This is a genomic window from Bacillus sp. SLBN-46 (genome assembly GCF_031453555.1).
In the GTDB taxonomy this organism is placed as follows: domain Bacteria; phylum Bacillota; class Bacilli; order Bacillales; family Cytobacillaceae; genus Neobacillus.
The window spans coordinates 222501-242925 of sequence record NZ_JAVIZM010000001.1 but is presented as its reverse complement, the minus strand read 5'-3'; the positions used below and the strand labels follow the sequence as shown (position 1 = coordinate 242925).

Sequence of the window (20425 nt, the reverse complement as noted above, 5' to 3'; positions counted from 1 at the left end):
TTAATGTGTTAAATTCAATTAGGAAGTGGAAGTATGGAAGAGCAAGGATATTTCTATCGAGATACATGGGTAGAAGTCGATCTAGATTGTATCTCAGAGAATGTCACATCCGTTAAAAAACATCTGCCTCAACAGGCTTCAATTATTGCAGTGGTAAAAGCGAATGCTTATGGTCATGGGGATGTACAGGTTGCAGAAACCGCTTTGGCTGCCGGTGCATCTTACTTAGCGGTTGCCTTCATGGATGAAGCAATTGCTTTGAGAAATAAAGGGATCGAAGCTCCCATTCTTGTTTTAGGAGCGACGAGGCCAGAAGATATCAATATGGCAGCTAAGTTTTCAATCACCCTTACAGTTTTTCAAGAGGAATGGCTGGAAAAAGCAAAAAAACATCTGACAACCGATCAATCAGTGGCTCTTCATATTAAAGTAGATACGGGTATGGGGAGAATTGGTATCCGAAGTGTAGAGGAGTTACACTCTATTCATCAACTCATCAGTGAGGATGAACGCTTGGTGCTAGAAGGCGTGTATACTCATTTTGCAACGGCGGATGAACTGGATCAAAGTTATTTTCAGCAGCAACTGGCGTTATTTGAAAAAATGATTGCGTCTTTGCCTAAACGTCCGAAATACGTGCATTCAAGTAATAGTGCCGCTGCTATACGGTTTCCAAAGGCCAATTTTAACGCGGTTCGAATTGGGATTGCGATGTACGGGCTGACCCCATCTTTAGAAATGGAAAAAGAAATCCCTTTTCCGATAAAAGAAGCCTTTTCCTTACATTCACGGCTTGTCCATGTAAAAAAACTGACAAAAGGTGATAAAGTGAGTTACGGGGCGACGTATGAAAGTGAAGAGGAAGAGTGGATTGGGACGATTCCTATTGGTTATGCAGACGGTTGGCTTCGTAAGCTACAAGGACAGGAAGTGCTGGTAGCAGGTGAACGTTCGCCAATAGTCGGCAGAATCTGTATGGATCAATGCATGATACGTCTCCCTAAATATGTACCGGTTGGAACTACGGTTACTCTAATTGGAAAGCAAGAAAACCAATTCATATCCGTGAATGAAATTGCTCAAAAACTCGAAACAATCAACTATGAAGTGCCTTGTATCATTGCAAATCGAGTTCCTCGCCTTTATAAAAAGGGCGGAAAAATTGTCGATTTAAAGAATGATTTGTTGAACAATTATCAGGCCTAAATAAAGAAATTCAAGCATATTTATGTTATTGCGGTAATTTGTGCATAAAAGCATCTTTTATTGGCTTATAATACAGTAGAATTATATTTAGTCTATGAATTAAAGTTGAATAGTGTTATTATTAAATATGGTACAGATAAATTATATTGGTGTGTAGTGATGGTGGAGGTGTATGTTTGTGTCTGAATCCGGCGCAACTACGGAAATCTTAGTGAAATTACCGCAACATCTTTTAACGGAATTAGATGGTTTCGTTAAGCAAGAAAATGTGAACCGAAGCGAGTTTATCTACCAGGCAACAAAAATGTATCTACGCGAACGTAAAAAGAGACAAATTCGCGAGTCTATGAGACGTGGGTACATGGAAATGGCTAAAATTAATCTTAGAATTGCGTCAGAAGCATTTCAAGCAGAATATGAGGCAGAACACACAGTTGAACGTCTTGTAAGCGGAGGATAATCCTTTGATTGTCAAGCGTGGTGACGTTTATTTCGCGGACCTATCCCCAGTTGTTGGTTCTGAACAAGGCGGCGTCCGACCAGTACTTGTCATCCAAAACGACATCGGGAATCGGTTTAGTCCCACAGTGATTGTTGCAGCGATTACAGCTCAAATTCAAAAAGCTAAGCTTCCTACTCATGTAGAGATTGATGCGAAGCGCTACGGATTTGAACGAGATTCGGTCATTCTGTTAGAGCAGATTCGTACAATTGATAAGCAGCGGTTAACCGATAAAATTACCCATCTCGATGACGAAATGATGGAGAAAGTGGATGAAGCCTTGCAGGTAAGTTTAGGTCTCATCGAATTTTAGTTTTACAGCACGCTCTTTACTAAAAGAGCGTTTTTTTATACATATCCTGACCTCATACTATAATTCTGCCTAAAGCAAGCTACGCCAGCTTGCTTTTCTTTTTTTTAACAACTGCTTTTGGTAGCTTTGATGAAACGCTTCCTGGATTTTGGTACAATATGTAAGGGAAGCAATAACACACTTGATACATATATACGAAAATGGAGGATTGTTTTGTGAATGATACGGTTGTAAAAGATGAACAATTACTAGGGAAAATCGCTGCTGAACAAGCAATTTCTTATAAACAAGTAAAGAGTGTCATTTCATTACTTGAAGAAGGTAACACCGTTCCCTTCATCGCTCGTTACCGCAAGGAAATGACAGGAGCTCTTGATGAAGTTCAAATCCGAAATATTTTAGAGAGATGGCAGTACATACAGAATCTTGAACAGAGAAAAGAAGAGGTCCTTCGAATTATTGGGGAGCAAGGAAAACTAACGGACGAGCTCAATCAAGCTATTACAAAAGCTGAAAAGCTTCAAGAAGTGGAAGATTTATACCGCCCGTATAAACAAAAGAGACGGACAAAAGCGACTGTTGCGAAAGAAAAAGGATTAGAGCCTTTTGCGGAGTGGTTGATGACTTTTCCAAAAGAGAGTATCGAAGTAAAAGCAAAGGAATTCTTATCCAACGAAAAACAAGTCCTCACAATTGAAGAGGCAATTGCTGGTGCGAAAGACATCATTGCAGAAATGGTTTCAGATGATGCGGAAAGCCGCAAATGGATTCGCAAAGAGACATTCAAATCGGGTACCGTTGCCTCAGTTGTAAAAGATGCGGAAAAAGACGAGAAAAACGTGTACGAAATGTACTATGAATATGAAGAACCCGTTAATAAAATTGTTCCCCACCGCACGCTTGCTTTGAATCGCGGGGAGAAGGAAGACATCCTGAAGGTATCGATCAAAATGAATGTCGAGTTAATCTTGACCTACCTTTCAAGAAAATGGATTCGTAATCAACACTCACCAGTAGCACAGGTGGTAGTAGAGGCACTTGAAGATAGTTATAAGAGACTTATTCAGCCATCGATCGAACGCGAAATTCGTAGTGAGTTAACCGAAAAAGGGGAAGAACAAGCAATACATATTTTCTCTGAAAACTTAAGGAATCTGTTATTACAGCCGCCGTTAAAAGGAAAAGTGGTTATTGGTGTCGACCCTGCATACCGGACAGGTTGTAAATTAGCAGTCGTTGATGAAACGGGTAAGGTATTAAAGATTGATGTGATTTATCCGCATCCACCGGTTTCGAAATCAAAAGAAGCGCGTGAAAAGTTTATTTCTATTCTTCGCGAGTATAAGGTGGAAATGGCTGCAATCGGAAATGGAACAGCTTCAAGGGAAACGGAACAGTTTGTTGCGGATATCTTAAAAGAAATGAATGAGGAAATCTTTTATTTAATTGTGAATGAAGCGGGTGCTAGCGTGTACTCTGCCTCTGACATTGCTAGAGAAGAGTTTCCTAATTTCCAGGTTGAAGAAAGAAGTGCTGTTTCTATTGCAAGACGTTTGCAGGATCCGCTTGCTGAGTTGGTGAAGATTGACCCGAAATCAGTGGGTGTTGGTCAGTACCAGCATGACGTAACGCAAAAACGTTTATCCGAATCACTCCATTTTGTCGTTGAGACAGCAGTTAACCGTGTAGGTGTAAATGTAAATACTGCTTCTTCCTCCTTGCTACAGTATGTAGCAGGTCTTAATAAAACAGCTGCAAACAACATTGTTAAGAAGCGTGAAGAGGAAGGGAAATTCACCAGCAGGGTTCAATTAAAGAAAGTCCCTCGTTTAGGTGCGAAAACTTATGAGCAAGCGATTGGCTTCTTACGGGTATTAGACGGGAAGCAGCCACTAGACCGCACGGGCATTCATCCGGAGAACTATGATGAGGTTAAGAAGTTATTAGCAAAGTTAGGTTTTACAACGGATGACTTAGGAACGGAAGCATTAAAAGTCGCACTAAGCGGACTTGATCTAAAGTCTGTTTCTGAAGAGTTAACGATTGGTGAGTTAACCTTAAAGGATATTATTGATGCTTTAGTCAGACCGGAACGTGATCCGCGCGATGATTTACCAAGACCACTACTGAAGAAAGACGTTTTAAAGCTCGAAGACTTGAAGGCGGGAATGGAGCTTCAGGGGACAGTTCGAAATGTCGTTGATTTTGGTGCGTTTGTAGATATCGGCGTGAAACAGGATGGTCTTGTTCACATATCTAAGCTGAGTAACCGCTTTGTCAAGCATCCGCTGGATATTGTTTCTGTTGGAGATGTAGTAACCGTGTGGGTGGATTCAGTTGATATGAAAAAGGGCAGGGTCGCGTTAACGATGCTGCCACCGTCAAAACAATAATGAAAAAAGGAAACACTGCTTTTTTATATAATAAGAAAGGATAAACTCGACTTCGAGAATTGTCCAGCTCCAGCGCCTAGCCCCTCGGGTCAAATAACCTTCGGCAATAAAAGTCAAAGAGCGACTTTTCTTGCCGAAGAACATTTGCCTGTCGGGGCTGACCAAGGCGCTTGCGCATTTCTTATGAGCAGTGTTTTTTTCTGTAAAAAAACCAGCACTGGTTTAATAGTTTGATCTGGTAGCGGTCCTTCTCATAGAAAGCCCTTTTCATTTGGTTTTGCAACCAAGTTGGCATAATGAAAACCTCCCGAAAAGTTCGTCACCATTAATGGTATAAACAATATATGCTATAATAGGTTGTCACGTTCGCGATAAAAGGGGTGAAAGGTAAAATGACCGAGCAGGAATTGCAAATATTAGTCGAAAAGATTTCTTATGAGTCATTTGGAAAACCTTTTTGTCACCAGGCGACCTTTAATCCGAGATTACGTTCTACAGGAGGAAGATATCTACTCGGGACACATAATATAGAGATCAATAGAAAATACTTAGAGCAGTTAGGGGAAGATGAACTAATCGGCATAATTAAACACGAGCTTTGTCATTATCATCTACATCTTGAGGGGAAAGGTTATCAGCATAAAGATGCAGACTTTAAGGCTTTGTTGAAAAAAACAAATGCTCCTCGATTCTGTTCTCAGCTCCCGGATAAAAAGGTAAAACGTTCAGCGAAAAAACTCCTAATATACCAGTGCTCCAAATGCCAGATCACCTATACAAGAAAAAGAAGTATCAATACCAGCAGATATGTATGCGGCAAATGCCGAGGAAAGCTTGTGAAAGCTAAGGAAATAATAGTAGGCTAGAGTGAAAAATCTGTAATTAAATTTTATCCAAAAACTATGTTGACTTTCTGTTGAACCGTCATTATAATGTAAAGAGTCGACAGGGCAAACGCCTTGTTGAAAACAAAATAATCATTATTCCGCAGTAGCTCAGTGGTAGAGCTATCGGCTGTTAACCGATCGGTCGTAGGTTCGAGTCCTACCTGCGGAGCCATTATGGGGAAGTACTCAAGAGGCTGAAGAGGCGCCCCTGCTAAGGGTGTAGGTCGGGTAACCGGCGCGAGGGTTCAAATCCCTCCTTCTCCGCCATAATATATTTTACGGCCCTTTGGTCAAGCGGTTAAGACACCGCCCTTTCACGGCGGTAACACGGGTTCGAATCCCGTAAGGGTCATCAGGGGACGGGGAGTGACATTGACTCATTTCCTGTTTCTTAATCTTTATATTTACCTTTTAAAAATATTGGGCTATAGCCAAGCGGTAAGGCATCGCACTTTGACTGCGACATGCGTTGGTTCAAATCCAGCTAGCCCAGCCATTTTTCTTTTATTGGCCATCTGACTAACGGTATAAAAGATTAGTGAAACATCTTAGTACGAGCCATTAGCTCAGTTGGTAGAGCATCTGACTTTTAATCAGAGGGTCGAAGGTTCGAGTCCTTCATGGCTCACCATTTTAACTAAATATGCGGGTGTGGCGGAATTGGCAGACGCACCAGACTTAGGATCTGGCGCCGCAAGGCGTGGGGGTTCGACTCCCTTCACCCGCATCAAACCAATCATTTCCTCTTGAAATAAAGTAGTTATCGTGTTATGATTGTTTTTGTCGCTAATTATAACGCGGTCGTGGCGGAATGGCAGACGCGCTAGGTTGAGGGCCTAGTGGGGGCAACCCCGTGGAGGTTCAAGTCCTCTCGGCCGCACCAAATACATACGTATCAAGGCATTCTTCGAAAGAAGGGTGCCTTTTTTGTGTTTTCTTCACTAGATTTTTTCCGTCAAAATCTAACACGATAGTCTAGTGGGGTGATGATTTTGAGAAGAAGAGAACTTACTCAATCCGAAAGAGAAATTGTAAACAAAGTAACAAAAATTAATGATGAACAAGCCATCAAAGAATTCATCAAAAGCAGAAGATTAAAAAACGTTCGTGAAACAACCATTAAGTATTACGAAGATGCTTTTCATGTCTTAAAAAGGGATTTACAGTTCCTAAAAATCAATAAGCAATTGGTGGATGTCACAGAAAAGGATATAGAAAAAATCATTTTGTTTTGGCAAAAGAAATTGAAAGTAACAACCATCAATAGCAAACTTCGAGGAATCAGACCTTTTTATTCTTTCTTGGAAGAAAAGAAGTGGATTAAGAATAATCCAACTGAAAATGTTAAATTGCTCCGAGATCGTAAAAAGATTAGAGAAACACTTGAAGATGATGAAATAAAGAAAATTGCTGTACACTTCAAAAAGCAGAACACTTTTCCAGCTCTTAGAGACTTGGTAATTTTTCAATTGCTTTTAGATACGGGAATTAGAATTAATGAATGTTTGAACATTCAACTTCAAGACGTTGATGGGAAGAGACTTGTAATAACGGAATCAAAAAACTTACAACAAAGAATGGTCTTTTTGTCCAAAGGCATGCAAGAGAAGTTAGAAGTCTTTATAAAGATTCGTGGGCAGCTAAATCATGATTTTCTGTTTGTTAATCAGGATAATGGCAGGCTAAGCAAGAGCACATATCAGGAAAGGCTCAGAATGGCCGCTAGAGCGTGTGGAATTAAAAAACAAGTTAGTCCTCACGTTTGCAGAAGAACGTACGCTAAGAAGGCAATATTGAAGGGTATGGACCCATTTTCGTTAGCAGTCTTACTAGGACATTCAACTTTGGAAGTAACAAAGAGATATGTTCAAATTTGGGGAGCTGATTTAGAGAAGCAAGCATTAAAAAAAGAGGATTTTTCGGAATATTTCTAATTATTTTACGAATGTGTGTTCGGTATATTAAAATAAAATAAGAGATGGCTTTTGGATTGGACCCCAACCATCTCTAAATAACACACAGAAGTTTGACCTCTGCTATTAAATTTTAGCATGTCTTCTTTTGTTATGTCAAAAGGAGAAGAAGCGATGAAATTAATTTCAATTTTAAGTGGTAAAGGTTTCGTAATGTACAACAAAGAATTGGCTCATTCAGTTTCTGTTAATGGTGCGATCATCTTTGGTCAGTTGTGTTCAAGTTATGAGAGCTTTGGAAGTAAAGGTATGTTAACTGTTCGTGATGAAAAAGAGTATTTCTTTTTAACAAGCGAAACAATTCAAGAAGAGACTGCTCTTACATACAAGCAGCAAATGAAGGCTGTTAAAGAATTAGAAGAAGCTGGATACATTGAAACAAAAATTATGGGAGTTCCTTCAAAGAAATACTTCCACATAACAAACAAGATTATTAATGAGTTACTTCCTAGCTCTGACAAAAGGGAAGACCTGGGCGCACCTTTAAATCCTACTCCAATGCAGTCTGAAGACACCCCTAGCTTTGACAAAAGGGAAAACCTAGCGTTGACCAAAGATACACCCAAGCCTGTACAAAAGGGTTCAAGTATTAAAAAGAAAAATAAAAAAGAAAAAATTAAAGAAAATAATATTTTAGATGATGATAAGCGAACCAGTTCGACTAAAGTTATTAAATCAATCAATAATGAATTAATTGATTCAATTTGGGAATCAGTCAAAGAAGATATTTCTAAAAGAACTTTTAATGCTGTACTTAGAAAAGTGAAGGACAAGTATTCTCAAGGAAAAGTAGATAATTTCAGGGATTACTTCATAACAGCTTTAACTAACAAAGAGCACGAATTGGAATTAAGAAGGGCAAAGGATAAAGCATCATTAGATATAAAGAGATCAAAAATGGTTCGAAGCGAAAGATTAATATCTGAGCGCTCAGAAGTTTCATTTGAAAACAGGAATCCTGTTCCTTTCTATAACTGGTTGGAGGTGGAATAAATGGCTCTAGAAAATTTCACCTACCAATACAAAGATATATTACAGTCAAAATGCACTAAAAATCAGAAGGCCGTTAGACTGGCTCAATTAATGACTATGATGGAACAGACTTTTAGAATTCCTATGCTTAAAAATTCCGAGTGGGAAGAGAAAAACAAAGAGATTATTGATTTGTATCGAAAAATTTCTTTTAGCCGCCATTTCAAATAACTCTGGATAGTTCCCAGTAGTCCATATTTGACCCGTATTGAATTTGGATAGGAGAGTTAATATTTTATATTATCTTTCCTTTAAATTTCAATACGGATAAATATAAAGACATTTCAAAAATTAACTAATGGAGGGAGATAAAAATGAAAAACGAAAAAATGATTATTGAGGAAATTGTAAAAGTTAACAGAAATATGGTTATAGGAATTCATGAGAGCTTAGACAAAATTGATTCTGATTATGGAAGAAGAATAGCAGCAATTGAATCAAAGATATTCTCAATCGAAAAATTATTAGATTCGTTAGGAAATGAGTTAAGAGAGCAATACTATTCAATTGGAAGAAGATTGGATATATTGGAAGTGCAAATAATTAACAGAGATGAACAATAACCTTAACAAAATAAGTTAAATTAATTAATGTTATAGATAGCCCCCAGAAGGCCATAATTGACCCAGATTGAACAGAAACTTGGGAGGTAATATAAAATTTATTAACCTTTATTTTTTCTTAAAATGAAAAAAATTGAGCTTTTGTTTTACATTCGTAATAACGCCCCTATAATACTGGTATAAAAATTTTAAAATCTGGGGGTTTTACATAATTGGATATAAAGAAAAGGGCAACAAAATTTATTGGGAAAAAATTGTTAAAATCATTTCCTTATTTATGAAGACATTCTATAATTTAAAGGGAGCCCTTCATTGTTGTCCCTTTGTGAATAAAATGTCGAAAAATAACAACTTTTGTCGAATAGATTATTTTTGGTATCAATTGATACCGTTATTGGATATACTAGTTTTAACCAGAGATGTAGTTTGCACTTAATGGAGGTACAAATTGTCGCATAATTCTGAAAAAATTTTTCTTCGTGAAGCTAAGCAACTCATCTCAAGAGGAAAGAAAGATTTCATTAAAAGAACATACGACCATCCATCTGGACGAAAAGTTAAATGGATAGAAGCTCTTTTAGAAATTGGTCTAACTAGCGTGCATCAATGCTGGGATGAAGCGCTAAAGTTAACACCGAATGACTATGTTGATGGTCCTTGTGTTGATAATGACAGACCACAAGATGGAAAAGTTATTTGGATTTTCAAAAAAGAGGTAAATGGTGTGTTGACTTATATCAAAATGAAAATCGATCACCGTGGGTGCGTGTGTTTATCTTTCCACAAAGATTGGTAAATTAAACTAATCATAGCAGTATCTCAAATAACAGTAACGGAGGAACAAAACAATGGAGGGCACTATTATGGCATCAACAAAAATTATGTATTGTGAAGGTTGCCAAAAGGATGTTGAGGCTAGTGTTGTCGATCGCCGTTCAAACTATACATTTAAAGGTGAAACTTTTGAAATAGACGAACGAGTTTTAATGTGTGATTGTGGTCAAGAATTGTATGACGAGATTTTGGATACAGAGACCATGAAAACGCTTTCGAAAATGTATCAAGACAGAATTGGATTATCCCTAGAGGAAATTAAATCTATTCGTACCCAGTACGGATTATCTATGGACCTTTTCTCGCGTATCCTGGGATGGAGTAAAGCAACTATTGTACGTTACGAATCAGGAAAATACCTCCCCGATTCATCTCATATGTCAGTACTAAAAAGACTCAAAGAACATCCGGAAGCAATTGACGAGTACTATAAACTTACTAAGCATAAGTTTACTGAAAAAGAACAAGAAAAAATTAATGAAAAACTTTCTAGCGCAGATCAACAGACAGTAGAAAAAGGGTTGGTTGAAGCTCTGCATATAAATTATAAATTACATGAGAAAACTATCGATTCAGGATATAGTTCTTTCGATTTAAACAAACTAATAAACATGATACTATTCTTTGCTAGTAGAGGTGTACAAAAAACAAAATTAATGAAGTTGTTATTTTATACAGACTTCTTAAATTACAAAAGAAATTTACTATCAATGAGTGGAATGCCTTATGTTCGTTTGCCATATGGACCTGTCCCTAAAGATCATGATTTACTATTATCAACTATACAGAAAAATGAAATGATTGATATTGAATACGAATTTATTAACGACTATACAATAATAAATATAAAATCTCTTGAAGAATTTGATGATACTTTATTTAATGAAGAAGAACTAGAAATATTACACCAAGTTGATGAACATTTTAAACTTTATGGTTCTGTTGCAATAAGCGATTTTTCTCATGAAGAAGAAGGATGGAAAAATACAGAGGATAGAGAAATTATTTCTTACGATTACGCTGATACTTTAAGATTGGATTGATTAAAAGCCCCCTTATTCTTAAGAGGGCTTCTTTTTTTATATTAAATTTCGTAGTTGTTATCTGTAAATTCCATTTGGATGAAAATGATGCCACCAATCTTTTACCTTTTTAAACTGCTTATCATGCATAACAAAAGATTTTACTTCAATCCTAAAGAGTTCTTTATGTAAGGTCTTAAATTGTTTACAACCACTTAATAGTTCAATAGCAGCCTCTTTTTCCATTTTTGATGTAGTACCTACAACAAAAACGGGGGATCTTCCGGAATTCTAGCTACTTCATAATGGAGAAGAACTTTTCCACTGAAATAAATATAATAAGTTCAGGCAACTCATCTTTCATTGCTACTTCCATCAGTACAAGTCTGCTCCATTTATTCACCTCCTCTTACTTTAATTATGAACTTAATTTGAGTTAGGAAATGGAATATATGTGAAAACAATATGAAATTCCATTAAAATCAAATATTTTATTTTTATAATTTGTTTTACACTTCGACCAAAGGTGGATATAAAGAGACTCCGTAAGATGAAAACAAAGAAAAAACTTGGGGGTCATATTAATGGAAATTTTAATGAAATGTTATGAGGATCGATTTTATCCTGCTGGACATGTCTCAATAGTAAAAGATGCTACATTAGCTAAGATACGATACTTATTCGATGCTTACAGCGCGGAAGATGGAAAGAGAACTGGATCAGCTGAGTTTAAAACAGAAGCTGATGATAAGTGGCTTAATTACGAAGATTTTGTTCTGAAATATTTCGGCTTTGATATAAAATGCCCCGATTACAAAGATGTTGAAACTGAGCTTATTGGTTGGGAAGAAGAAGATGGAACCTTTAAGACTAATGAAGAATTCTCGGAGCTATTAAAGAAAGTCAGGGAAGAAGCAGAGGCAGATCGAGAGGAATATAAATTACCGACTAAAGAAGAGCGATTAGCTAGACTAATTGAGTGGAGAGATAATATCAATCAACAAATTAAAGAATTAAATGAAAATCCTGACGCCGATAATTTTTGGTTTTAGGTAGAAGTAAGTGAGCTGAGCTTAGTGCTCGGTTTTTTTATGTATAAAATCCTTATTTTATTATATATACTAATCTCTGAATATATCTACGAAGCTTCAGATTGACACATATTGAATGATTTAAACCAATTCCTATATTTTTACATTACTTCTATAAAAGTCCACGATGGACTTCGTATAACTTCTAAATAGTGTTCTAGATTGTGCGTGTGTTGCAATTAGTTTTGCCATTTAATATAAATATATATTAAATGTCTTAAAATTGAGCGTAGAATTCAAATCTGAAGTGTTCAAATTCCTTCAAAAAATTTGTCCGATTGATTTACGTTTTTCATTCAGCTGATAGAAATAAAATGTGAGTGAAATAAAGTATCGGAGGAATGAATTTTGGAATATAGACAAGTCAGTTATAAAATGCTTAGAATTGATAAATTAAAAGAATCTGGTCAAACTTTCGTCCAAGTGCCACATATCATTTTTGAAATTCTTAAAGACAAAGGAAAAAGCAAAGGAAACGCATACATGATATACAGCTACCTGGTCGATAAATTTAATTCAAAGAAAAGTTATGCTTTTCCTTCTCAAGCTAAAATGATGGATGATCTCGGATTTAGCAAGTCAGCAATAATATCTGCAACAGAAATTCTTGAATCGGAGGGGCTTTTAAAAGTTATCAGAAGTAAGGAATCATCAAACAAGAATTATGTTAATAAGTACGTCGTATACTTTCCAGTTGCTTCAAATGTTCTTACTGAAGAAGAAGAAGAACTTGCACCAGAAGAATTCATTATTACGAAGACTATTAATTAGTCTTCTTTTTTAATCTTTTTTTATGGTTCTTTGAAGATACTATAATAGTATTTTGAAAATACCATAGTAGTTCTTTAAAGATACTCTAACAATATTTAAAAACAATATTTAAAAACAACATTTAATTTATTGCAATAAAAACTCCGTTACACTACGTTTTTATTGCTATGAATGAATTAATTAGCCGGTCAAAAGATCGGTTCTTTTTTTACAAAAAAAGTTTTCAATTTTCATTTACAGGTTAAAACCAAGCAGATATAAGAGTAATATAAATTTTATTCAAATGGAGGAAACATTCATGTCAAAACTAACACTTGATGAACAAATCAAAAAACAACAACAAGAAGTTTGGGAATTGGCTGAACTTTGTGATTCTGAGAAAATGAATAATCGCGATCGAATCTTTGAAAAAGGTCTTGTCATGGAAGAAACAGAGGTTCTTCTAAATATGTTTAGACATGATTCAGAAGAAGTGAAGAAAGATTATTTGCTTGTCTTAAATGAAATGAGAAAGTTCTACAAGAAAATTTCTAAGTCTCAAAATGGTGGAAATTAACTTACAAAAATTTGCATAAAATTGCAAAAATATGTCTAGCAAATGGCTGAAGTTTATAATATTAATAGAGAGTTATTTAAGAGATTCGGTTACTCCGATTGCCGTATCATCTAATTTCTCTTCGATTTTTTCTTCATGGTTTCACGTAGTTGAGTTGGTTTGATTTAGCATCCTTATTCTATTAGTTGTTAAGTCTCCTTCAAACTGGAAGCTCTGGTTCCTCCTATACCAACTTCCACCCTAAGCAGAGGTTCTCGTAAAACTCTGCTTTTTCTTTTGTTAATAATCTAATTAATATATTTGCAGCGACCTGTCCAGTCGCTGTTCGAAGTCTCCATGTTCTTCAGATTACACCATCTTCAGTTTTTGTACCTTGAGGGGTCAGGTTGCAGAGACAACAATTTCGTTCGGTTCTTTGAGCAAGCTCCGAACAACCAGGCTACAGACATTTGTCTGTAGTCTTTTTTATTTTGCCATTTTTCAAGTTTGCTTGGCCAAGCAAATTAAAAGAAAGGATTGATTCAGTCTATGAAACAAATGGAACTTAGGGTCCGAGGTATCAAGCTGGATTCTAATAAAGATGGTTCTTTACGGGTGTCCGGCTATGTGAACAAAACCGAGCAATTAAGTGAAGTTTTGGGTGTTACCAAACGATTTGTTGAAAAGATAGCCAAAGGCACATTTGCTCAAGCTATCAAGAATGCAAAAGAGATCGATTTTCTCGCAGAACATGATGCTAAAAAAATCCTTGCTTCAACTCGGAATGGTTCTTTGCAACTTCGAGAAGATGAGCAAGGTCTTTTTATGTCTGCAACAATTGCTCCAACATCCTGGGGTAAAGATTACTACGAATTGATTAACTCTGGAATTCTTCAGAATATGTCATTCGGATTCCGTACGATCAAAGATTCATGGAAAGCTCTTGGAAACGGCTTACATGAACGAACAATTGAGGAAATGGAATTGTTTGAAGTTTCAGTGGTCAAAGACCCTGCTTATAGTCAATCAACAATAGCTGCACGAGGTATCAACTTAGTTGAAGAAGTTGAGATTCCTAACTTACAAGAAAACAAAATTGAAAAGGAGCAATCTAAAATGAAAACTGAATTTAGATACAATACTGCACAAAATGAAATTGAAATTCGTCGTGAAACAGAAATTCGTGAGTTCAATGATACTTTCCGTTCTTTAACAATGACTTCTGGACAGGAAGCAGTTATTCCTCAAGCTGTTGCTGACATGATCGTTGAAAAGTTAGAAGAAAGTTCTCCAGTATTTGCAAGAGCAAGAAAGATCCCCTTCAGTTTCTGGTTATGTAAAGATTCCAAGAGAAACAGCTGTTGGTATTGGTATGTTCGTTGGTGAAGGACAAAATTTAGTTGAAGATGCATTGTCTCTTGGTGAAGTAGAATTGAATCAAAAACGTGCTGGTGCTTACATGCAACTGAGCCGACAACTGATTCATGATGCTGCTACTAAGATGGAAGAATACGTTCCTAACTTACTAGCAAAACGTACTTTCAAAGCAATTGAAAAATCAATCCTTCGTGGTACAGCTGCTGAAGAGTTCCGAGGAATTGTTCCTGATACAACTATTGAGAAGTTCGATTTATCAATGGCTGATACTGACGCTCAATTGTTAGATATGTTACTTGATATGACTTTGAATGTTCATCCTGAGTACCTTCAACGCTCTGCATTCTACATGAGCCGTCCGTTCTTCAATCGAATTGCTAAATTAAAAGATGCTGTAGGTCATTTCTACATTCAGAACGGAATTGTAAACGGAAAGCCTAGCTACACATTGTTCGGTCTTGAAGTAATCGTTACTGATTCTTTAGAAGCTGGAACTGCTGTTGGACAAACTCCTTGTATCTTAGGAAGTATGGTAGATGGATATGCAGTAATGGTTAAACAAGGTCCTAAGATGACTATGGTTCAAGATACTGACCATGCTCTTAAAGGTACAGTTGGTTTCTTGTTCGATGTCTACCTTGATGGTTGTGTTTTCAACTCTGATGCTTTCCAAAAGTTAGTTATTATCGCTTAATATTGTGAATTTCTTCACGTTCTAAGAAGTCAGAATCTTCTGTCTTATTTTATGCTTTATTAACGAAAGGATAGATTGAAATGTCAAAAATTACTGGTGCTAAAGTTAAGTTATATATCAAAGATGTTACAACTGGAAAAGTACTTGGTGGTCAAAGAAATGCTACCCTTAACCGGAGCGCGGAAACTATCGACGCCACGAGTAAGGACACAGCTGGATACTGGAAAGAAAGTTTAACAGGTTTCAAAGAATGGTCAATCGATGCTGATGGCTGCTTTATTGAATCTGATGCAGCTTATGCTATTTTAGAAACTGCTTTTGTAAATGGAGAAAGCGTTGTTGCTTATATTGAATTCCCATCAGGACTTCATTATGAAGGAACTTGCATCATCACTGACTTCACGCTTGAGCTTCCATACGATGATTTGGTCCAATATTCAATCTCATTACAAGGTTCTGGAGCATTAACTCAAACTGACGTAACACCTTAATAAGTATGATATAGGCTAGGGGCATATTCTCTTAGCCTTAATTTCTTCTTACTGTTATATAGAACAGTTAGTACAACAGATACAACTACTTATAGTAGCACAGCACAACAATTGAAAGGAGTATCATAATGAATGTTCATGAGAAGCTATATCATTTGATAAAGGTTAGAGAATATCTTACTTCTGAGCAGTACAGAGCAGCAGTTGCTACTATAGTTGCTCAAGACTTAGTTGAGAAGGTTCAAGAGAAGGATATTAGTTGTAAGAGGGCAGTGGTATTCGATCGTACTAACTTAACACTTCAATCAATGGGAATCCCTGAAGTATCATATGGATTCATACGGAAGTTCTTATAGTTGCAAGGGTAGTTGCAATGTAGTAGATAGTCATAATTGTTGTACCATGAAGACTTCGTTCTTACAACAATGTGTTTGTTGATTGCATATGTACAATTATACGTCCTCTCGCCTAAGAGTGAGGTATCGCCTACCTCTCAGAACAAAAACGCTCAAAACACCAAAATAACGGGGACGTGTACACTTTTAATGCGGGTAATTTTTCCCACAAGAGTTTTTATGTAAAATTTTGTAAAGGAGGTTTAACGTGAAATCTGAAATTCAGAAACTCTATCAAATGATATTCGAACAAGTTAGTCAGCTTGGTGAAGTTCGAGATACAGACAAAGTAGTCATTGAACGATTGGCCTTCAATATCTATACAGTTCAGCAATGTGAAGAACAATTGCTTCGAGAAGGATTTACGACTACTTCATTGCATGGAGTTCGTGAACATCCAGCAGTTGCAGTGAAGAACAAAGCTGAAGCTAAGATACGTGAAGCTATGATTCTTTTAGGACTTGACTTTAGTTCTCAGCTTAAGAAGAAAGCATCTGACTCAGGCAAGAACGATTGGAGCGATTTTTTATGATTTGGAGGCAAATGGTTATAGATCTAAATTTAGGAAATGAAAAAGAAGTCCTCAATCTTCTGAAAAGAATTCCTTGCGACCCTCTAATCTACATTCTAAAAGTTCAAGATAAAATAAGAGTTGAAGCTAATGACTACTACAAAATCCTTATGAAGAAATATGAAGAAGAAGGAAATGAACGACTTTATAAAGTTGCTCGTGAATTTGAATACATTTTACGTGATGATAGAGATAGACAGGAAGATTGGTGAGGTAAGATTAAATGAGCATGATAGTAAAGAAAGCACCAATCAGTATTAAATCGATGATTGGTGCTTAATAGAATGTTTCTCCTTTACGAGATTGTTTTATTAGCTATTTCCCAGTTGCTTTTTGGTAAAGTTTAATTAGGTGTTCAACTCTTTCTTCATCTGAATGGAAAGGCTCTTTTCTGTACAATTTTTCAACCGCTTTATCCAATTCGCTGTGTGCTTTTCTAAGATCGGGTGGCATTAATAATGAATCATAAATATCTTTAATCTTTTGACCCTGTTTTATATACTTTTCACGTACATTTAAAATGTTTTGTGCTAAATTTGATATTTTCTCTTCCTGGGTTTCATCAGTATTTGGAAATACGAATGTATTATAAACTAATGTGTTTGAATATGAGTAATCGCTTTTTAATCTGCCCACTGTTACGTTCATCCAAGCCATGTGCATTTTTGATTCCAACATTCCGAATAAAAATAAGCTAGCATTTGGAAGCTGAAATGTTTTATTTGTTGCAATCGTTGGTGATTTTTCGTAAACCATGGGAATATACTCTCTACTCCCAGATGTTACAATTGGAATCACTAAAAATTCTCCATCTAAAACCCTATCACTATATAACAGTGTTGGCTGATTTGCTATTTGTTTAGCTAGTTGGTCTTTACTATTAATTCTGTCAGATTGAACTTTTCTAATCATTTGCAAAACATCAGGACTGTTTCTAATATCAGATGATTTAGCATTTTTTAAGTACAAAACATACCTTTTTGTACTATTGGTTATTTCTTGCGCGCCAATTAATGGACGAATAAAGTCTTTAGTCCATGGATATTTTCTGACAAGATTAACTGCCTCTTCACGTGTTTTTATCATCAACGCTGTTCCTGTTGACATATTGGAGCCATATACCATTTCAGGCTTATTTGAAATCTGTGTACTACGTCCTTCAAGATTCACTCTTTCCATTGGTAAAAGATATTCATTAATAAATGGTGTTTCTACAAGGTTAGATTCCGAACGAAGTGATTCGTATGTAAATAGTTTCTTTACCTTATTATTCTCCTTGCTAAAACCTACAATCACAACATGAACATGAGCACCATTGTTATCCCATTCAAATGTTTGATGTGCAAAATTGATATAGAATCCTTTTTCAAGTAATTCCCCAAATAATGAAATAGCTTGAATCCCCTGAACAACTGAATTTGTTGATACAAGAGCTGTTTTAATTGATTCATTTTTTTCCATCATGAATGAAGATTTGATATACCATCCTGCTACGTAATCTAAGTTTTTAATTCCTTTCCATTTAGGAGCAACCGCAACAAGCTCTTTAGTATTGTCGGAACTCTTTCTGTTATGCCCTAAAAAGGGAGGATTGCCAAAGATATAATTTAGTTCTTGTGGTGGAATTATTTCTCCCCAATCAATTTCAAGTGCATTTGCATGTATAACATTAGCTCCTGCATGAAGTGGTAAGCGTGCGTAAAATTGTCCAAATAGTTCACTTGCTTCCATGTTCATTAAGTGGTCCATGAGCCAAAGACCAACACGAGCAATAGAAACAGCATAAGGAATAATCTCGATTCCGTAAAACTGAGCAACTTCACAACGAACCCACATATCAACGTCAAGAACCGGCTTACCTTCCAGTTCCTCTAAAATAACCTCATGCTCTAGTCGTCTAAGCTCACGATAACCTACAATCAAAAAATTACCTGAGCCGGAAGCAGGGTCAAGGAATTTCAGTTTTGCCAATTTATCATGAAATATCTCAAGTCTTTGTTTGCGTCCGCGTTTTAAGCATAAAATTTGTTCGAATTCTTCTCGTAGTTCATCTATAAAGAGATTATTAACTACTTTAAGAATATTCTTTTCAGACGTATAATGAGCTCCTAGACTATGACGTCGGTTTTCATCCATCGCACCCTCGAACATTGATCCAAAAATAACTGGAGAAATTTTAGACCAGTCCAATGAAGCAGTTTCAATTAAGTGACTTCTAATTGCTGTTGTTAATGGCAAACCGGTAAGTTGGGGTTCTTTAAATAACCCACCATTAATATATGGAAATTCTTTTAAAACTTCAGATTGAAACCGCTCATTTTCAGGAGTATTCAAGGTTTGAAAAAGTACTGCGAGACGATCTACTAAGTCGCTGCCGTCCACTCTTGTTTCATTTTTTAAATAGTTGCTAAACTGGTTCGGTTCGAAAATCCCGCTATCTTCCGCAAATAAACAGAAAACAACACGTGTCATAAGCAAGTCAGCATAATTACGAGGATATTTTGCTTCTAATAGTTCAGTATGTAAAGTTTCCATCATTTGAGCTGCCTTAACATTCACTGGATTTGATGGAACTTTGACATCCATGACCTTGTTAACTAAAAAAGCAAACTTGTCCAAGTGTTTTGGTAAATCAGTTACCTTGAAATCCCATCTGTTTTCAGGATTCATTAAGTCAAATAGTTGGATACGGTCAAAATTACTTAATAGCACATACTTTGGAATATCAGCTTTGTCTAAGCTCATTACATAGCGATATGCTTGCGATTTTGCTTTGTCCAGCTTCTTATTACGTGATTTCATTTCTATTAACAACACACCATTTAGTAAATGATCAGCGTACTTTTGAGAGCCATCAATATTAACACGCCACTCAAAACCAATGTTGATTTTCTGACGTGGAATATCAAAAATTTCTAAGAAATCACGTATCCACATTTGCGCTTGCTGACGTTCATCGCTATCATTCTCATGATGCCGAAGAAAGTCATATGTACGATTTTGAATTTCCTCTTTGCTTATTTCAATCATAAACTCTTCTCCTGTCTATGCTTAAGCTTGTTTTCCATTATTTTAACATAATAGGGCTCACTAGAACTATTAGAATAGGCTTAAATACATGGATAAAGTAAACCACCTAAGAATGATTGGCTATATAAAATATCAATTTATTTCAAAAAAAATCACCTCGATTATCTAAATCAAGGTGATTTTTATTATTCCCAATCTTCATCAACCCTTGGAATATTGCTTCGGTTGTAGAATTCATAAAACATTTCCGTCAAAAATTTGTGTCTTTCTTCATTTGATACCCATTTATCAAGATTCTTCACGATTTCCAGTAGTTCATTAGCGGAATATTTTTTATCCATGAAAATCCCCCTTTTACTTCTTTTAAATTATTTTACCACCCTTAATTGACACTTTGAATTCTTCGGATAGAAAAGATGAGGAGGAGGAGTTAATATGGAAAAAAGATATTACGTATATGGTCATACTTTAGATGGCATTATATTTTATGTTGGCAGTAATTGTGGTACCAATATAGGATTTAATCCAAATCGTGCTTGGAATATTTCATATAGAAATAAAAAATATAAAAAATTTGTTGGTGATCGCTTGAATGAAGTTGAAGTTGAAATCCTTGAATGGTTACCAATTGGAGCAACTAGTAGTGAATGCCAGTCTAAGGAAATAAGATGGATACATTCACTTCATGATTTAGGCTTAGCTCAATGTTCTGGGCAAGATAATCGAGGTTCTAAAAATGGAATGT

Annotated in this window: 25 protein-coding genes and 7 tRNA genes (1 of these 32 running past the window's edge); 28 read left to right on the top strand and 4 right to left on the bottom strand. The window is 36.1% G+C overall.

From position 1 onward, the window contains the following. The first annotated feature begins 33 nt into the window (after positions 1-33). The 4 genes from alr (at position 34) to QFZ87_RS01175 (ending at position 4414) form a co-directional block, all read left to right on the top strand. Positions 34-1206, top strand: a complete 1173-nt coding sequence (gene alr, locus QFZ87_RS01190; protein WP_309856766.1) for an alanine racemase — start codon at positions 34-36, stop codon at positions 1204-1206. A 178-nt stretch (positions 1207-1384) separates the two neighbouring features. Continuing rightward, positions 1385-1666, top strand: coding sequence for a CopG family ribbon-helix-helix protein (locus tag QFZ87_RS01185; protein WP_071354167.1), 282 nt, complete (start codon positions 1385-1387; stop codon positions 1664-1666). A 4-nt stretch (positions 1667-1670) separates the two neighbouring features. Then, entirely contained in the window at positions 1671-2021 is a 351-nt protein-coding gene (gene ndoA, locus QFZ87_RS01180; protein ID WP_007083556.1) for a type II toxin-antitoxin system endoribonuclease NdoA, read from the top strand. 215 nt (positions 2022-2236) lie between these two features. After that, entirely contained in the window at positions 2237-4414 is a 2178-nt protein-coding gene (locus QFZ87_RS01175) for a Tex family protein (protein WP_309856758.1), read from the top strand. Between the two features lie 181 nt (positions 4415-4595). Here QFZ87_RS01175 and cmpA read toward each other — a convergent pair whose 3' ends face one another. Then, on the bottom strand, positions 4596-4709 hold the full coding sequence (cmpA, locus tag QFZ87_RS01170) for a cortex morphogenetic protein CmpA (protein WP_007083554.1): 114 nt from the start codon (positions 4707-4709) through the stop codon (positions 4596-4598). Positions 4710-4806: 97 nt separating this feature from the next. Between cmpA and QFZ87_RS01165 the strand changes: the two genes are divergently transcribed. The 14 genes from QFZ87_RS01165 (at position 4807) to QFZ87_RS01100 (ending at position 10746) form a co-directional block, all read left to right on the top strand. Beyond that, entirely contained in the window at positions 4807-5280 is a 474-nt protein-coding gene (locus QFZ87_RS01165) for a SprT family protein (RefSeq protein ID WP_309856749.1), read from the top strand. Between the two features lie 118 nt (positions 5281-5398). Beyond that, positions 5399-5473, top strand: a tRNA-Asn gene (locus tag QFZ87_RS01160). A gap of 4 nt (positions 5474-5477) precedes the next feature. Then, positions 5478-5568: transfer RNA gene (locus tag QFZ87_RS01155), tRNA-Ser, on the top strand. A 13-nt stretch (positions 5569-5581) separates the two neighbouring features. Continuing rightward, positions 5582-5653: transfer RNA gene (locus QFZ87_RS01150), tRNA-Glu, on the top strand. Between the two features lie 69 nt (positions 5654-5722). After that, positions 5723-5797 (top strand) — tRNA-Gln (locus QFZ87_RS01145). 59 nt (positions 5798-5856) lie between these two features. Beyond that, positions 5857-5932, top strand: a tRNA-Lys gene (locus QFZ87_RS01140). Between the two features lie 14 nt (positions 5933-5946). Then, a tRNA-Leu gene (locus QFZ87_RS01135) sits at positions 5947-6028 on the top strand. 70 nt (positions 6029-6098) lie between these two features. Then, positions 6099-6184: transfer RNA gene (locus tag QFZ87_RS01130), tRNA-Leu, on the top strand. 103 nt (positions 6185-6287) lie between these two features. Beyond that, entirely contained in the window at positions 6288-7235 is a 948-nt protein-coding gene (locus QFZ87_RS01125; RefSeq protein ID WP_309856746.1) for a tyrosine-type recombinase/integrase, read from the top strand. 153 nt (positions 7236-7388) lie between these two features. Next, the gene (locus QFZ87_RS01120) at positions 7389-8267 is read left to right on the top strand and encodes a hypothetical protein (protein ID WP_309856743.1); all 879 of its coding nucleotides are present in this window, start codon (positions 7389-7391) and stop codon (positions 8265-8267) included. Further along, positions 8268-8477 (top strand): hypothetical protein, encoded by a 210-nt coding sequence (locus QFZ87_RS01115; protein ID WP_309856740.1) that lies wholly within the window; start codon positions 8268-8270, stop codon positions 8475-8477. Between the two features lie 143 nt (positions 8478-8620). After that, the gene (locus QFZ87_RS01110) at positions 8621-8869 is read left to right on the top strand and encodes a hypothetical protein (RefSeq protein ID WP_309856736.1); all 249 of its coding nucleotides are present in this window, start codon (positions 8621-8623) and stop codon (positions 8867-8869) included. A gap of 448 nt (positions 8870-9317) precedes the next feature. Next, the gene (locus tag QFZ87_RS01105; RefSeq protein WP_309856733.1) at positions 9318-9665 is read left to right on the top strand and encodes a hypothetical protein; all 348 of its coding nucleotides are present in this window, start codon (positions 9318-9320) and stop codon (positions 9663-9665) included. Between the two features lie 67 nt (positions 9666-9732). Beyond that, positions 9733-10746 (top strand): type II TA system antitoxin MqsA family protein, encoded by a 1014-nt coding sequence (locus QFZ87_RS01100; RefSeq protein WP_309856728.1) that lies wholly within the window; start codon positions 9733-9735, stop codon positions 10744-10746. Positions 10747-10803: 57 nt separating this feature from the next. On the opposite strand, the gene QFZ87_RS01095 is transcribed toward QFZ87_RS01100, so the two are convergent. After that, positions 10804-10971: a hypothetical protein gene (locus QFZ87_RS01095; RefSeq protein ID WP_309856726.1), complete on the bottom strand. Its 168-nt coding sequence runs from the start codon at positions 10969-10971 to the stop codon at positions 10804-10806. 338 nt (positions 10972-11309) lie between these two features. On the opposite strand from QFZ87_RS01095, the gene QFZ87_RS01090 reads away from it, so the two are divergent. From QFZ87_RS01090 to QFZ87_RS01050, 9 genes are all read left to right on the top strand, one after another. After that, complete coding sequence (locus QFZ87_RS01090; protein ID WP_309856723.1) at positions 11310-11777, top strand: hypothetical protein; 468 nt, start codon at positions 11310-11312, stop codon at positions 11775-11777. A gap of 387 nt (positions 11778-12164) precedes the next feature. Next, on the top strand, positions 12165-12587 hold the full coding sequence (locus QFZ87_RS01085) for a helix-turn-helix domain-containing protein (protein ID WP_309856721.1): 423 nt from the start codon (positions 12165-12167) through the stop codon (positions 12585-12587). Between the two features lie 298 nt (positions 12588-12885). Further along, positions 12886-13143 carry a hypothetical protein gene (locus tag QFZ87_RS01080; RefSeq protein ID WP_309856718.1) on the top strand — a complete coding sequence of 86 codons (258 nt, stop codon included), beginning with the start codon at positions 12886-12888 and terminating at the stop codon, positions 13141-13143. A 537-nt stretch (positions 13144-13680) separates the two neighbouring features. Beyond that, positions 13681-14508, top strand: a complete 828-nt coding sequence (locus QFZ87_RS01075; RefSeq protein ID WP_309856715.1) for an HK97 family phage prohead protease — start codon at positions 13681-13683, stop codon at positions 14506-14508. Next, positions 14495-15193, top strand: coding sequence for a phage major capsid protein (locus QFZ87_RS01070; RefSeq protein WP_309856712.1), 699 nt, complete (start codon positions 14495-14497; stop codon positions 15191-15193). The genes QFZ87_RS01075 and QFZ87_RS01070 overlap by 14 nt, the downstream gene beginning before the upstream one ends. Positions 15194-15273: 80 nt before the next feature. Next, positions 15274-15684: a phage major tail protein, TP901-1 family gene (locus QFZ87_RS01065; protein WP_309856710.1), complete on the top strand. Its 411-nt coding sequence runs from the start codon at positions 15274-15276 to the stop codon at positions 15682-15684. A gap of 128 nt (positions 15685-15812) precedes the next feature. Further along, positions 15813-16040 (top strand): hypothetical protein, encoded by a 228-nt coding sequence (locus tag QFZ87_RS01060; protein ID WP_309856706.1) that lies wholly within the window; start codon positions 15813-15815, stop codon positions 16038-16040. Between the two features lie 247 nt (positions 16041-16287). Next, on the top strand, positions 16288-16611 hold the full coding sequence (locus QFZ87_RS01055) for a P27 family phage terminase small subunit (protein ID WP_309856703.1): 324 nt from the start codon (positions 16288-16290) through the stop codon (positions 16609-16611). An 11-nt stretch (positions 16612-16622) separates the two neighbouring features. Further along, a complete protein-coding gene (locus tag QFZ87_RS01050) occupies positions 16623-16862 on the top strand; it encodes a hypothetical protein (RefSeq protein ID WP_309856701.1) in 240 nt (79 codons plus the stop codon). Positions 16863-16965: 103 nt separating this feature from the next. Here the strand turns inward: QFZ87_RS01050 and QFZ87_RS01045 are convergent, their stop codons facing one another. Both QFZ87_RS01045 and QFZ87_RS01040 read right to left on the bottom strand, forming a co-directional pair. After that, positions 16966-19680: a class I SAM-dependent DNA methyltransferase gene (locus tag QFZ87_RS01045; protein WP_309856700.1), complete on the bottom strand. Its 2715-nt coding sequence runs from the start codon at positions 19678-19680 to the stop codon at positions 16966-16968. Between the two features lie 185 nt (positions 19681-19865). After that, positions 19866-20021, bottom strand: a complete 156-nt coding sequence (locus tag QFZ87_RS01040; RefSeq protein ID WP_309856697.1) for a hypothetical protein — start codon at positions 20019-20021, stop codon at positions 19866-19868. Between the two features lie 94 nt (positions 20022-20115). On the opposite strand from QFZ87_RS01040, the gene QFZ87_RS01035 reads away from it, so the two are divergent. Next, positions 20116-20425 carry the 5' portion of a hypothetical protein gene (locus tag QFZ87_RS01035; protein ID WP_309856694.1) on the top strand. It continues 251 nt past the right edge of the window, so only the first 310 of its 561 coding nucleotides appear in the window; the start codon lies at positions 20116-20118; its stop codon lies off the right edge, out of view.

What these genes read in the sequence shown, in the direction of transcription:
- alr (WP_309856766.1), top strand. Translation starts at nt 34, where the DNA reads ATGGAAGAGCAAGGATATTTCTATCGAGATACATGGGTAGAAGTCGAT.
- cmpA (WP_007083554.1), bottom strand. Translation starts at nt 4,709, where the DNA reads ATGCCAACTTGGTTGCAAAACCAAATGAAAAGGGCTTTCTATGAGAAG.
- QFZ87_RS01165 (WP_309856749.1), top strand. Translation starts at nt 4,807, where the DNA reads ATGACCGAGCAGGAATTGCAAATATTAGTCGAAAAGATTTCTTATGAG.
- QFZ87_RS01125 (WP_309856746.1), top strand. Translation starts at nt 6,288, where the DNA reads ATGATTTTGAGAAGAAGAGAACTTACTCAATCCGAAAGAGAAATTGTA.
- QFZ87_RS01120 (WP_309856743.1), top strand. Translation starts at nt 7,389, where the DNA reads ATGAAATTAATTTCAATTTTAAGTGGTAAAGGTTTCGTAATGTACAAC.
- QFZ87_RS01115 (WP_309856740.1), top strand. Translation starts at nt 8,268, where the DNA reads ATGGCTCTAGAAAATTTCACCTACCAATACAAAGATATATTACAGTCA.
- QFZ87_RS01110 (WP_309856736.1), top strand. Translation starts at nt 8,621, where the DNA reads ATGAAAAACGAAAAAATGATTATTGAGGAAATTGTAAAAGTTAACAGA.
- QFZ87_RS01100 (WP_309856728.1), top strand. Translation starts at nt 9,733, where the DNA reads ATGGCATCAACAAAAATTATGTATTGTGAAGGTTGCCAAAAGGATGTT.
- QFZ87_RS01095 (WP_309856726.1), bottom strand. Translation starts at nt 10,971, where the DNA reads ATGGAAAAAGAGGCTGCTATTGAACTATTAAGTGGTTGTAAACAATTT.
- QFZ87_RS01090 (WP_309856723.1), top strand. Translation starts at nt 11,310, where the DNA reads ATGGAAATTTTAATGAAATGTTATGAGGATCGATTTTATCCTGCTGGA.
- QFZ87_RS01080 (WP_309856718.1), top strand. Translation starts at nt 12,886, where the DNA reads ATGTCAAAACTAACACTTGATGAACAAATCAAAAAACAACAACAAGAA.
- QFZ87_RS01075 (WP_309856715.1), top strand. Translation starts at nt 13,681, where the DNA reads ATGGAACTTAGGGTCCGAGGTATCAAGCTGGATTCTAATAAAGATGGT.
- QFZ87_RS01070 (WP_309856712.1), top strand. Translation starts at nt 14,495, where the DNA reads ATGTTCGTTGGTGAAGGACAAAATTTAGTTGAAGATGCATTGTCTCTT.
- QFZ87_RS01065 (WP_309856710.1), top strand. Translation starts at nt 15,274, where the DNA reads ATGTCAAAAATTACTGGTGCTAAAGTTAAGTTATATATCAAAGATGTT.
- QFZ87_RS01060 (WP_309856706.1), top strand. Translation starts at nt 15,813, where the DNA reads ATGAATGTTCATGAGAAGCTATATCATTTGATAAAGGTTAGAGAATAT.
- QFZ87_RS01050 (WP_309856701.1), top strand. Translation starts at nt 16,623, where the DNA reads ATGGTTATAGATCTAAATTTAGGAAATGAAAAAGAAGTCCTCAATCTT.
- QFZ87_RS01045 (WP_309856700.1), bottom strand. Translation starts at nt 19,680, where the DNA reads ATGATTGAAATAAGCAAAGAGGAAATTCAAAATCGTACATATGACTTT.
- QFZ87_RS01040 (WP_309856697.1), bottom strand. Translation starts at nt 20,021, where the DNA reads ATGGATAAAAAATATTCCGCTAATGAACTACTGGAAATCGTGAAGAAT.